The 12,251-nt window shown below is 42.8% G+C and carries 11 protein-coding genes; 2 read left to right on the top strand and 9 right to left on the bottom strand.

The window, feature by feature from the left end:
* Positions 1–34: 34 nt before the first annotated feature.
* The 3 genes from M8E35_RS14135 to M8E35_RS14125 all read right to left on the bottom strand — a co-directional run bounded on the left by M8E35_RS14135 (position 35) and on the right by M8E35_RS14125 (position 2,045).
* Positions 35–577 (bottom strand): GDSL-type esterase/lipase family protein, encoded by a 543-nt coding sequence (locus tag M8E35_RS14135; RefSeq protein WP_252469816.1) that lies wholly within the window; start codon positions 575–577, stop codon positions 35–37.
* A gap of 82 nt (positions 578–659) precedes the next feature.
* Positions 660–1,601 (bottom strand): metallophosphoesterase family protein, encoded by a 942-nt coding sequence (locus M8E35_RS14130; RefSeq protein ID WP_252469815.1) that lies wholly within the window; start codon positions 1,599–1,601, stop codon positions 660–662.
* A 123-nt stretch (positions 1,602–1,724) separates the two neighbouring features.
* Positions 1,725–2,045: a heavy metal-binding domain-containing protein gene (locus M8E35_RS14125; RefSeq protein ID WP_229245962.1), complete on the bottom strand. Its 321-nt coding sequence runs from the start codon at positions 2,043–2,045 to the stop codon at positions 1,725–1,727.
* Between the two features lie 250 nt (positions 2,046–2,295).
* Here M8E35_RS14125 and M8E35_RS14120 point away from each other — a divergent pair, with 250 nt between their 5' ends.
* Positions 2,296–2,706, top strand: coding sequence for a 4Fe-4S binding protein (locus tag M8E35_RS14120; RefSeq protein WP_073030077.1), 411 nt, complete (start codon positions 2,296–2,298; stop codon positions 2,704–2,706).
* Positions 2,706–4,457 carry an aldehyde ferredoxin oxidoreductase N-terminal domain-containing protein gene (locus M8E35_RS14115; RefSeq protein WP_252469814.1) on the top strand — a complete coding sequence of 584 codons (1,752 nt, stop codon included), beginning with the start codon at positions 2,706–2,708 and terminating at the stop codon, positions 4,455–4,457. The genes M8E35_RS14120 and M8E35_RS14115 overlap by 1 nt, the downstream gene beginning before the upstream one ends.
* 62 nt (positions 4,458–4,519) lie before the next feature.
* Here the strand turns inward: M8E35_RS14115 and M8E35_RS14110 are convergent, their stop codons facing one another.
* From M8E35_RS14110 to hcp, 6 genes are all read right to left on the bottom strand, one after another.
* Positions 4,520–4,699: a hypothetical protein gene (locus tag M8E35_RS14110; RefSeq protein ID WP_073030075.1), complete on the bottom strand. Its 180-nt coding sequence runs from the start codon at positions 4,697–4,699 to the stop codon at positions 4,520–4,522.
* Positions 4,700–4,908: 209 nt separating this feature from the next.
* Positions 4,909–5,559 (bottom strand): superoxide dismutase, encoded by a 651-nt coding sequence (locus M8E35_RS14105; RefSeq protein WP_252469813.1) that lies wholly within the window; start codon positions 5,557–5,559, stop codon positions 4,909–4,911.
* Between the two features lie 79 nt (positions 5,560–5,638).
* Positions 5,639–6,892, bottom strand: coding sequence for an NrfD/PsrC family molybdoenzyme membrane anchor subunit (gene nrfD / locus M8E35_RS14100; protein WP_252469812.1), 1,254 nt, complete (start codon positions 6,890–6,892; stop codon positions 5,639–5,641).
* A 14-nt stretch (positions 6,893–6,906) separates the two neighbouring features.
* Positions 6,907–7,593, bottom strand: coding sequence for a 4Fe-4S dicluster domain-containing protein (locus tag M8E35_RS14095; protein ID WP_252469811.1), 687 nt, complete (start codon positions 7,591–7,593; stop codon positions 6,907–6,909).
* Complete coding sequence (locus M8E35_RS14090) at positions 7,590–10,160, bottom strand: molybdopterin-dependent oxidoreductase (protein WP_252469810.1); 2,571 nt, start codon at positions 10,158–10,160, stop codon at positions 7,590–7,592. Before M8E35_RS14090 ends, M8E35_RS14095 begins: the two co-directional genes overlap by 4 nt.
* A gap of 208 nt (positions 10,161–10,368) precedes the next feature.
* Positions 10,369–12,012 carry a hydroxylamine reductase gene (hcp, locus tag M8E35_RS14085; RefSeq protein ID WP_252469809.1) on the bottom strand — a complete coding sequence of 548 codons (1,644 nt, stop codon included), beginning with the start codon at positions 12,010–12,012 and terminating at the stop codon, positions 10,369–10,371.
* Positions 12,013–12,251 lie beyond the last annotated feature (239 nt).

The raw sequence follows: 12,251 nt of genomic DNA, 5'->3' as shown, positions 1-12,251 counted from the left end.
TTTGACGTGAACACTTGCACTATTCTTCAGGTCGTTATTTTAGAATTTCTACATCATTTTTAACTATTTCAGCCATGAACTGATAACCTTCAAGACTTGGATGGACTTCATCTACAAAAAGCTTTGATTCCTCGCCTGCCTCTAAGCGCTTAAGAAAAGGAGCATAAAAGTTAATCAGTGGGAGATTATTCATTTTTGCGCAGTCTATCAACCAATTTCGATACTGTTGGAGAAAAAATTCGTCGTCTGCCACTAAGGAAGGAATTGGCAAGCCTATGATGGGGATAATTCCATGTTCCTGGCTCATTTTTATCATTGCTGTAAAATGTGGACTTACAATTTCTAAAGGGTATTTGGCATAGGCATCATTTGTCCCTCCGAGGATAATAACGTGGGTCGGGTTAAACGCGAGAACGTCTCGTCCGAAACGATCATGAATGTTCTGGGTCAAATCTCCGTTTATGCCTTTATTGATTATCTCACAATGAAGTTCTTGGCCTAAGAAGGTCACCCAAGACTCTTTTCGGGTATAAGGAAAACCTTCCGTGATTGAATCCCCTATAGCAATAATTTTCATAGCTCGTTCTAATGCTCCTTCATCTTTTCTAACTAATATGGATATCGTTGATACAATTAATTTGGCAAATCAATTATGCACATTAATGACTATTGAGTTCTTGAGTAAAGATCCAAGAACCCTCTTTCAGATCTCTTCCCTTGATAACAACACGATTACCATTGACAACAACATATAGACCTTTAATAAATGGTTCTCTCGTTCTGGTTTGGTCTTGAGCGTTTCTTACAATGGTATAGTGTACTGCACCTGTATGTACTTTAGTAAATGGTTGATTAAGTAAAATACCCTTCTCCGTTAAATCAGCATGGGTATGTGATGAAAATAGTATGACCTCAGGATACTGGGATAATATTATCTTAAGTTCATCACTTTGATCAGATCCAACCCATCCGCTGTTCGGATTACTGTTTAAAGGTTGATGAAGAAAGACAAACATTGGCCTGCCCTTTTCATAGTTTTCAGCCAGTTTATCGGTCAGCCACTTTCGTTGTTCATTAGAAATGTAAGCTCTTATAGAGTCGAGGGTTTCAGAATTGCCGTCCTCTGACCCCAAGGATATAAAATGATAACCTTCAACCCAAGTGTCATGATATACTTTTTCTTCACCAGAGAATTCGAGGTATCGATTTATAAAGGTCTTTACATCTTGTGGACTGTTCACTTCTATGTCATAGTTAAAAAATTCATGGTTTCCGATATTTTTAATAATAGTTTTAGGCAACATAGAATTAGTTTTAAACAAAGTTCGCTTTATCCCATCATATTGCTTTTTAATCCCTTGATCTACCGTATCTCCATTAAGTATGAGGACGTCCAACCCAGGATTTATACTGTAAAGATCTCTAATCGCTCTATGAAGACTGTCATTATTGCCGTGAACATCTCCTAAAACAGCAAAAGTCAGATCATCTTTGTTTTGCTGTGAATTAGCAACTTTATCTGGCGGTATGAATTGTTTATTATTAAATAGCGTTAGTCCAGATATGATGACAACACATAGTATAAGCAGTATTTTTTTCATACTGTATCCATCCTTTAACGAAAGTGATTATAATAAAGTCTGCTATAACATAACATACCGGTTAAGATGTGAAATACATGCCTTAACCGGTATAATGATTTTCGCAATATCCAATTCACATAACTAGTCTATGTTTACTGCTGTCCCTGAGGCACTAACCATTAGCATACTGCCGCTTTGACCAATCACTTCATAATCTAAGTCTATACCGACTACTGCGTTGGCACCTAACCTTACAGCACGTTCCTCTAACTCCTTAAGGGCAATATGTCTCGCTTCTTGCAGTTTTTCTTCATAAGCCCCGGAACGCCCTCCGATGACATCCGTAATGCTGGCAAAAATATCGCGCATGATGTTAGCACCCATAATAGCTTCTCCTGTAATTACGCCGAAATAGGCTGTGATTTTATGGCCTTCAATTGATGGTGTGGTTGTTAGAATCATGTCCTGAACCCCCTTATGTTTTCTAATTCCTTATAATTATAGACGATAATCCATGTATTAACAATTAATTGGATTCCCTATTAATCTAAAAATTATTGAAATAAGAACAATTAATTATAAAGCACCTAGAATATTGTAGTATACTTGAATTATAAGAGCTTTATCCCATCATGTGACTTCCACTTCTATAAATGGAGGTTATCTTTTACTTATCCTTTACTTTAAACCTGAACTATACTGGAGGCTGACAATGAAAGTATTAAGGGCAATTGAAATGAACCGCTGTATCGGCTGTTTTTCATGCATGATAACCTGTGCTGCGGTCAATCAGCAGGACCATTCCATTATGAAAAGTGCCATTCGAATTAAAACAAGCGGAGGACTTACGGGAAAGTTTATTGCGATAGTCTGTCAAGCGTGCAAAGATGATGTGCCTTGCGCAGAAGCATGTCCGACCGGAGCACTTGTAAAACGTCAAGCAGGAGGAGTTTTGTTAGATAAAGAAAAATGTGTGGGATGTGAACGTTGCGTTGCTGCCTGCACGGTTGATGCAATTTATTTTGACCTCGACACAAAGCGGCCCATTGTCTGTAAACATTGCGGTGTTTGTGCACGCTTTTGCCCGCATGGATGTTTACGGTTATTAGAGGAGGGTCAGTAATGTTATATGAAAAAGCCACTAAGGTGTTATACATAGACCTAGCTACAGGTAAAATTGAGATCAAGCAGCGTACAGATTTGGCCATTTATCTAGGTGGAGTCGGACTAGCATCTAAATTGCTCGATGAAACTATGCGACAGGAACTCCCTCCCCTGGCCCCTGAACAACCTATGGTTCTTGCAATTGGCGCAATCTCTGGCATCTACCCACTTATAACTAAGACGGTGGCCATGTTCATTTCCCCTCTGACAGGGGAATTAGGGGAAAGCTACGCGGGGGGCAGACTGGCCTTAGCATTATCAATGGCTGGATATGATGCGATTGTGATTCGCGGTAAAGCGTCCCGCCCTTCTTACATCGCCATTGACGGAGGGAACGTTGAAATTAAAGATGCCCGTCCAATCTGGGGAATGGATTCAGATGTTGTTGGCCAGTTCCTTCGGGATTCGGAAGAAGGAAGCGGCAAGCGAAGCATTTTGCGGATCGGACCAGCCGGTGAAAAGATGGTCAAATTCGCAAGCGTTTGCGTTGATACCTATCGACATTTTGGACGACTTGGCCTTGGTGCCTTAATGGGAAGCAAGCTCGTCAAAGCAATTACTGTTACTGGGGATAAGACAACAGAAATCAAAAACTTTAAAGAGTATTTTCGTGCCTACCAAACAATTTTTAAATCAGTTACTGAAACTGACTTGATGGCAAAATATCATGACTTGGGCACATCGATCAATGTAGAGTCAATCAGCGCCTTAGGTGCTTTGCCCACAAAGAATTTGACAGCTAATCATTTTGATAACGCTGAGCAGATAAGCGGAGAAGCCTTTGCAGAAGAAAACCTCGTCCGGAAGTTGGCTTGTACCGGTTGCCCGGTTGGATGTATCCACATTGGTCAATTTCGGAGAAAATTCGACGACGGTTATGACTATGAATCCGTGAGCGTTGCCTACGACTATGAACTGATTTATTCGCTGGGCGCCTTACTTGGGATAAGCAAGACTGATGAAGTATTACAGCTTATCGAAGCAGTCGAAAAAACAGGCATGGATGCCATTTCCGCGGGTGTCGCCTTGGCATGGGCAACTGAAAGCTTAATTCAGGGGATCGTAACCGAAGCAGAAACCCTTCTTCCTCTCTCTTATGGAAATACCGAAAACTATTATCAGGCCATCCTATATTTATCGGCTCGAAAAAATGCCTTTTACCAAGCTCTGGGGGAAGGAACCCGATTTGCCGGAGCAAAGTTCGGCGGCGAAGGGTTTGCCCTCCAGGTTGCAGGGAATGAAATCCCTGGGTACCACACCGGATATGCTAACTTAGTCGGTCTTACCGTAGGGGCTCGGCACTCACATTTATGCAATGCGGGTTACGCAGTTGACCAATCCCTGAAAACTTTCGACGAAAACAAAGCTGTCAATACCCTTTTTGACGAGGAGCTTGAACGATGTCTATTAAATTCGCTCGTTATCTGCCTCTTCGCTAGAAAATTATATACTCGGGAAACCGTACTGAAGGCTCTCAATGCTACAGGCTATCTTCTTACAGATGATGAACTGACTACAATTGCCAAACGGATTTACTCAATGAAGTTGCGCCTCAAAGAAAAATTAGGGTTCGATCCACGGCAAGTTGAATTACCTCAAAGATTCTTTAAAACTCCAAGCATGAATGGTCTGCTGGAATCATCTATTGTTGAAAGAATGATTAATCGATATGCAGAGAAATGTTCGGAGTTACTTGCTGAAAAAATCTAAACCGTATCATAATAAAGAAACGGGTGTCCAGAGAAGACACCCGTTTCTTATTCATCCGATGTCTAGTGTACTAGAAACGGCCTTACATCATCGAGAGCTTTCCTTAAACCTTCAATAGCTTCCTCACTCATTCTCCCAGAGTTGCGCATCCTTTCGAGCAGTTCATCAGGTCCTATCCCCTGCGTTTTCATCGTTGTAATAATCTCTTTCTCATCTCTTGTTAATTCTTCCCATTTACGCACAAGCAAACACCTCCATATACTTTAAAAACAGTTATCTGTTTAGTCCATAGCTTTTGAGTTAAACTATTTTTCTATGTATAAGTAAGTACTCAAAATTAATACTTTTTCTATCTTGTACAAAGGCTAATCAAAAAAACCTAGGATTCCTAAACTTGGATTCCCAGGTTTTCTTAATGGATTCATGGTCCGGGACTGTATATTGATAACTCCTAATTGATAACTAGCGGCATTTGTCCTGACATAGCAAGGATCAATCTTTTTTCTACTGCAGCCCAGTTAACAATTTGCCACCAAGACCTGACATAGTCCTTGCGTTTCGATAGGTAATCCAGATAATACGCATGCTCCCATACATCTATTACAAGCAGGGGGATACTCCCTGCCTGATAGAAGTCCTGATGTTTCTCGATTGTTAGGATTTCTAAACGTCCCCAACCAGGTTGCCATACTAACGATGTCCAACCAGACCCTTCCACATTTATGGCGCCTTCACTGAACTGCTCCTGAAAAGCAATGAGACTTCCGAAATAATCAATAATAAACTTATGGGTTTGTGCTCCCGGAGTTTCCCATCTTTTCCCAGCAGGAGCCATTGATGTCCAATAAATGCTATGCAAAATATGACCTGATCCATGAAATGCAATTTCTCGTTCCCAGTGTTTAACTAGGCTGTAATCTCTCTTTTGGCGCGCTTCGGCAAGCTTTAATTCAGCTTTATTCAAACCTTCAACATAAGCTTTATGATGTTGACTATGATGAATTTCTAGTACTCTAGTGCTAATCACGGGTTCAAGTGCGTTATATGAATAAGGTAATTTTGGTAACCTGTGCTGCCCAAGGGGTACCGTTAAGTACTCCATCTCTCCAATCCCTTCCTCTCTAAGTTCGTTAAAACAAAATATTATATTTTTCATTATGTTCGAGTTCGTAAAGAAATACCTACATCGAGCGCTTTTGAGGCAGAAAGTTATACATTTTTAGTGCTGCCGTTACAACAAAGAGCACCAAGCCAAATGGTAAAAGTGTAACACCATACTCGACTAAGGTTGGCGTGTAGGCCCAAGAACTTACAAACACTGGCATACCTTCTTGCAGCTGACCAAGGGCCACAGGATATGCCCAACTTTCAATTCCCGCCCCTGGAATAGACAAAGAGAGCGGAATAGCATTAAAGGCGGGAAACATCAACATTAGACGATGAGCAAAAACTCCGATAAAAAGCAACACACTTCCGATCATCAAAGCCCTATAACTTCTTTTACCCTTTTCTGTAAAGAAGAGCACCATGGTGAAGGCAGGGAACATTAGCTCCGTCGCGTAGAGATATCCATAATGACTGAAAATAAGAGACAGAATTTCCTCTGCTTCCGTGCTCCCCCACCAACCGTGGATAATCAAGTCCACTGATACGAAGAAAAAATGCACAACCAAAGAACCTGCAACAATTAACGCCATTATTTGAAATGCGCCCTTATGCTGATCAAACTGTTCTTTTCCCACTGCGAGAAGGGAGATTACAAGGACTAGAGCGGTTCCAGAGGCCACTGCCACAGAAACAAAGTCCGGAGGCAAAACCGCCGTATTCCACCACCCTCGGGAAGCTTGAGTGGCAAAGATCAAGGCTGTCACCGTATGAATTAAAATGGCCACAGGTAAGCCAACCAGCGCAATGCGTTTAGACCATTTTTTCGAGAATGCCTCAACCTCTTCTTGAGAATGCGCTTTTGTCCATCCGTTAAGGAACCTGCTTCCTTCCTTTTTCCGATCTGGTAAAAGTTGAACATAGACGCTTAAGAACGTGATAAGCAGGTAGGCCGAGATGACGATAACATCCCAAACCAAGGGAGATCTGAAATTCGGATAAACAAAGATGTTCCAGATCCGATCCACCCGGCCCATATCCGGCAAAATCATGGCCCCAGCACCTAAAATACTGGCAAATGCTGAAAGAGATGCAATACGGGTAAATGGTTTTAGTTTTTCAATATTAAAAAGATAGACGGTAGAGGAAACAATCAATCCTCCGGCTGCAACCCCTACAAAAAATGCGAAGGTTGCAATATATAAGCCCCAGCTAAACGAATTTCGCATATTTGTCACGATTAACCCATTATATATTTGGTAACCCCAAGCGACTAAACTAATCAGGATTAAACTGCCTGCCAAGCCTAATAGAATATTACTTTTTTTCACGTTAATCCACCTCCTTAGCGTATCGGCTTCGTGGCCGCCAGATAGAAAACTTTGGGTGAAGTACCCAATTCTTCTTTTAGACGTACCGTCTGCCGTTTCCGAACCAGTTTACTAACCTCTGAGCTTGGATCATCGAGGTCTCCAAAAATTCGGACCTTTCCAGGACAACCCTTAACGCACGCTGGTTGTTCTCCTCTAGAGGTGTATTGCGCACAGAATGTACATTTTTCAACGACACCGACTGGTCGGTTAGGGGTGTAAACTAACCTGCCATCCTTATCTCGAAAATCGGCAGGATATCCATACTCATACCCTTTTTCATACCCTGCCCGCTCCTTAGCCTTTTTCGGATCTTCCCAGTTATATTGGCGAACTCCATAGGGACAGGCTGCAATACAGTACCGACAGCCAATACAGCGTTCATAATCTATCAAAACCACGCCCCGCTCATCCGTATAAGTGGCCCCGGAAGGACAAACTTTCTGGCAAGCCGGATTATCGCACATTTGACAGGACACGGGCAGATATTCCATTTGCAAGGCCCCATCTTTACCCACAGCAGCTTGATGAAAGGAAGCTCCATGGGTAAATACTCTATTCCACCACGTTCCAGGCGGCTGCGCATTGTGAGATTTACAGGCTACCGCACAAGAACGGCAACCAATACAACGATCCAGGTCAATCACCATCCCAAGTCTCATAAACCCTCACCAACCTTTCTTACATCACAAAGGCATTCATTCCAAGCAGTATTTGGAGACCACATTCCTGGAACAAAGTATAATTCATGGGTTGGTTTTATAAAGGGATAAGTCAAGGAATTATAGGATGCTCCTTTTAAATATCTGCTCCACCATCCTTGCTCAAAGACTGCCTGTTTTCGGCCAACTCCCTGATCAATAATCGCATATGCCTTAAGCGTCCCTCGATCATTAAATATCTCGACTTCGTCCCCTTCTTTGATCCCCTTTGCTTTGCCATCCTCAGGACTAAGCCAAACTCTCGGCTTTCCATCTTGAAGTTCGTTCATCCAAACATTGTTCGAATGGGTAGAGTGTACTCTGTAAATAGCATTACGGGTGACGTAGCAAAACTGATACTTTTCTTTAGCAAGCGGATTTAAGGCGTACTCGCTTTCCTCAAAAGGAGGCTTATGTATTGGGAGCGCCTCACCCGCCTGAAGCATGAGATCCTCGTCTTTGTAAAATTCTATCCGTCCACTCTTCACAAACTGAGCAGTTTGCTCAAGTTTAGCAGGCAGGCTGACCGGTGGAAACGGCTTTTTATGTTGGACTTGTTCATAAAACGGTATTTGACGCCCTCCAGGGACTTCTGACTTTAAGCGCACTGGGCCTTTTTTAAGTTGTTCCAGAGTGATACCAGCGACCTCTGGTCCCCCTGTTTTGAGTAAAAGCTCGATGACCTTTTCCGCCGCCTGATTCGGTTCGAGGTCAGGATAAAAATACTTTTCAAAATCCGGATTTAACCGTTTAGCCAGTTCTCGCACAATCCAAAACTCTGGCTTCCCATCATAAAGCGGATCAACAGCCGGCTGCTGCAATTGAAGATAGGGATGCACTGGCGTAGCCACAAGATCCGTTTTTTCGTACCAGGATACCGCAGGAAGAACAGCATGGCTGTACTGGCATGTGGTTGTCATTTGAAAATCAGTGGTTACGACAAATTCTAATTCTTCTTTTTCCACCATTTCACGAAGTTTATTTGACATGTTATGCTGGTCAAAAGGATTTCCCCAACCCACTACAAGCGCTTTAATCCCATTTTTGGGCCATTTAGCTTTCATTGTTTTGGTCGGACCATGCAGGACATAAAGAAAAGGCAGCCAGTTTTGCTTCTTACCTTCCGGAACCCACCATTCTGCGACTTTAAAACGAATTCGATACTGACCTGCATAAGTAGAAATTCCCGCACCGGATTTACCAATATTCCCGGTGAGAACCGGCAATAAGGCTAAGGCTCGACCCTTGAGGTCTCCATGATACCACTGATAATTACCGGCTCCATAGATGACGTGAAGCGGTTTGTTGCCTGCCATTTCGCGGGCGATCCTCACCAGATCGTCCTTAGGCATTTCTGTAAGTTTCTCAATCTCTTCCGGTGTGTATTGATTAAGGCTTTCTTTGAGGAGTTGAAAGGCAGGTTTAACTTTCACGATTTGGCCTGTTTTTAAAGTTACATCCACTTCACCTTCGATCATTACATCTAAAGGAAGATCGAGTTTTTCCGGGTGTACAGCGATAAACTGACCATTATAGGCAACATAGGCTTCTCGATAGGCTGGAACATCAGACAATTTTTCCAGACCATTGACCTCCTCCGCTTTTAGTCGTTTGCCATTATCGACGCGAACGAGGAGCGGGAGGTCTGTAAAGGTTTTGATGAAGTCAGAGTCGTACAGCGTTTCTTCGATCAACACTCGAGCTAAGCCTAATGCAACTGCTGCGTCACTGCTTGCTTTAATCGGGATCCATTCATCTGATTTGGCTGCAGTAGGGGTAAAGTTAGGATCAAATGCCAAGATCTTAGCACCACGATTCCTCGCTTCAAGAAGAAAGTGAGCATCGGGAATCCGAGTTGCCAAAATATTAGAACCAAAAATCATTATATAACGTGAATTATTCCATTCCCGTGGCTCGAGTTCTTCACTTTGAACCCCGAAGGTCATCGGCCAAAACATCGGTAAGTCTCCGTTTTGATCATAAGCGTGATGCATAGTCCAGCCTGCTAAAGTGGCTAACCGGCTCACTGCCCCTTTTTGAACGTATCCGGTTCCCCCTACTTGGAAGAGTACTCCGATAGATTCCGGTCCGTATTTATCAGCTATTTCTTTTAATCGTCCGGCAGTATAATCCAACGTCTCATTCCAAGAAGCCTCTTTAAAATCGCCTGAGCCTGGCTTTCCGTTTAAAATGAGGGGTTTCTGCATACGATCAGGACCATAGATTAGGTTAGTCATGGAAAGCCCTTTCAGACAACCGCGAGGATTATACTCTGCTTCCGGATAATCTGCCGCTTGGATGATTGACTTGATTTGGCCATCCTCTACCAGGGCCTTCATCCCGCATGCCCCAGTGCAGTTTGGAGAACATGTCGTACGTACATAGTTTATATTAGGGGCACCTTGTTTAGGCGCGGCCACCGTTTGTCGTATAAATGATGCTGTACTGAATGTCCCTGCCAAGATTCCTGTAGCCGCCGTTACTTTAAGAAATTGTCTGCGAGAAAGCTTTAGATTCTTTTTTTCCATTAAGGGCACCTCCACTTGATATTTCCCTTCTTAACTACTCATTATTTGCTCTAATAGAAAATCTAGGAATTTGAATATTGTAAAACTTTTCTCTAAAAGCAGTATAAGAAACCTACATGTTAGTAAAATGACTGCCTTCACGGTGGAAGGCAGTCCTATCATACTTGCTTTACTTAAACTTAACCTCTTGGCGCTAGCCAAGTTTTCTTTATGCCATGAACATTTTGACATCATCTTCAACAGTGGAGATGCCTGCAATACCGAAGTTTTCAACTAAAACTTTGACCACATTCGGAGACAAGAAACCCGGAAGGGTTGGTCCTAAGTGAATGTTCTTTACACCTAAGTGGAGCAGGGCCAGTAACACGATGACTGCCTTTTGCTCGTACCAGGCAATGTTATAGGAGATAGGAAGTTGGTTAATATCATCGAGCCCGAAGACTTCTTTGAGTTTCAAGGCAATCACGGCTAAGGAATAGGAGTCATTACATTGTCCTGCATCGAGCACTCTTGGAATACCACCGATGTCCCCTAGGTTCAGTTTATTGTATTTATATTTAGCACATCCTGCCGTTAGGATCACAGTGTCCTGAGGCAGAGCTTTGGCAAAATCGGTATAATAGTCACGACTCTTCATGCGGCCGTCACAGCCTGCCATAACGAAGAAACGCTTAATCGCTCCTGATTTGACGGCATCTACAACTTTATCAGCAACTGCCATGACTTGATTGTGGGCAAATCCTCCAACGATTTCGCCAGTTTCAATTTCCGTTGGGGCTGGACAGCTCTTGGCATGGGCAATCAAGGCAGAGAAATCTTTGGCCTTTCTGTCTGCGCGGTCAGAGATATGCTTAACCCCTTCAAATCCAACTACCCCTGTAGTGTATATGCGATCTTTGTAGGATTCTTTTGGAGGAACAAGGCAATTGGTAGTTAGGAAAACCGGGCCGTTAAAGGAGTTAAATTCTTTGTCTTGTTTATACCAGGCATTGCCATAGTTGCCGACAAAATTGTCATACTTCTTGAAGGCTGGGTAGTAATGGGCTGGGAGCATTTCTCCATGAGTATAGATATCTACGCCTGTTCCTTGGGTTTGAATGAGCAATTCCTCCAGGTCTTTCAGGTCATGGCCGCTGATCAGAATAGCCGGATTGTTTCTGACTCCGATGTTAACTTTGGTGAGTTCTGGGTTTCCGTAAGTCGTAGTGTTGGCTTTATCTAAAAGGGCCATAACGTCCACACCGTACTTCCCTGCTTCTAAGACAAGCGCTACCAGATCACCAGCTTCCAATGTATCATCCAGGGTCGCGACCAAAGCCTTTTCGATGAACGCAAAAATACCGCTTTCTTGATGCTCAAGAGTATAAGCATGCTCTGCATAGGCTGCCATCCCTTTTAGACCATAGATGAGCAACTCTCTGAGAGAACGGACATCTTCATTTTCAGTGCTTAAGATTCCCACGAACGCTGCCTTCTTTTCGAACTCCTCGGCAGGCGCCGTCCAAGTGGCTGCATCGTGTAAGTCGGCCGGAATTGTCCCGCCCACTCTAACAACAGCTTGCTTAAGATCTTCGCGAAGCTTCAGCCCTGCTTGAATCCGTTCTACAAAACGGCTTCTATCAAAGTTAGCATTGGTAATTGTGCTAAAGAGGCTTTCCATAATGAATTTTTCGACATCTTTGCGAACAAGATAACGTTCCCGGGCTTGAACCGCATAGATGGCAATTCCTTTTAATGTGTAGATTAGAAGGTCTTGTAAATTAGAGACATTTTCGGTTTTTCCGCAGACCCCTTTGATCGTGCATCCGGTTCCTTTAGCTGTTTCCTGACATTGATAACAAAACATACTCATTTTTGTTCCCCCTAATTTCTATTTAAATGTTTGTGTAACTCGTGTTGACTAAGGTTAGTTTAAAGCAATTTTTTATTTCGTACCGTGATTAAGAAGCGTGTTTAGGTGTGAGATAAGTCACACCTAAACACGCTTCTTAATCGTACAATGTTACACTGTAAGCAAACCGATCTCTTTTTATCCACCTCTTAGATATTCCGCAATTACACGATACTATCTTATATTGATTTATACTTTAC

The organism is Desulfosporosinus nitroreducens (assembly GCF_023897015.1).
Classification (GTDB): Bacteria; Bacillota; Desulfitobacteriia; order Desulfitobacteriales; family Desulfitobacteriaceae; genus Desulfosporosinus; species Desulfosporosinus nitroreducens.
The sequence above is the reverse complement of the archived record's forward strand: the minus strand, read 5'-3'. Positions and strand labels throughout refer to the sequence as shown.

Excerpts from the sequence above, each read along its gene's own strand:
- M8E35_RS14135 (WP_252469816.1), bottom strand. The coding sequence starts at position 577 with ATGAAAATTATTGCTATAGGGGATTCAATCACGGAAGGTTTTCCTTAT.
- M8E35_RS14130 (WP_252469815.1), bottom strand. The coding sequence starts at position 1,601 with ATGAAAAAAATACTGCTTATACTATGTGTTGTCATCATATCTGGACTA.
- M8E35_RS14125 (WP_229245962.1), bottom strand. The coding sequence starts at position 2,045 with ATGATTCTAACAACCACACCATCAATTGAAGGCCATAAAATCACAGCC.
- M8E35_RS14120 (WP_073030077.1), top strand. The coding sequence starts at position 2,296 with ATGAAAGTATTAAGGGCAATTGAAATGAACCGCTGTATCGGCTGTTTT.
- M8E35_RS14115 (WP_252469814.1), top strand. The coding sequence starts at position 2,706 with ATGTTATATGAAAAAGCCACTAAGGTGTTATACATAGACCTAGCTACA.
- M8E35_RS14105 (WP_252469813.1), bottom strand. The coding sequence starts at position 5,559 with ATGGAGTACTTAACGGTACCCCTTGGGCAGCACAGGTTACCAAAATTA.
- M8E35_RS14095 (WP_252469811.1), bottom strand. The coding sequence starts at position 7,593 with ATGAGACTTGGGATGGTGATTGACCTGGATCGTTGTATTGGTTGCCGT.
- M8E35_RS14090 (WP_252469810.1), bottom strand. The coding sequence starts at position 10,160 with ATGGAAAAAAAGAATCTAAAGCTTTCTCGCAGACAATTTCTTAAAGTA.
- hcp (WP_252469809.1), bottom strand. The coding sequence starts at position 12,012 with ATGAGTATGTTTTGTTATCAATGTCAGGAAACAGCTAAAGGAACCGGA.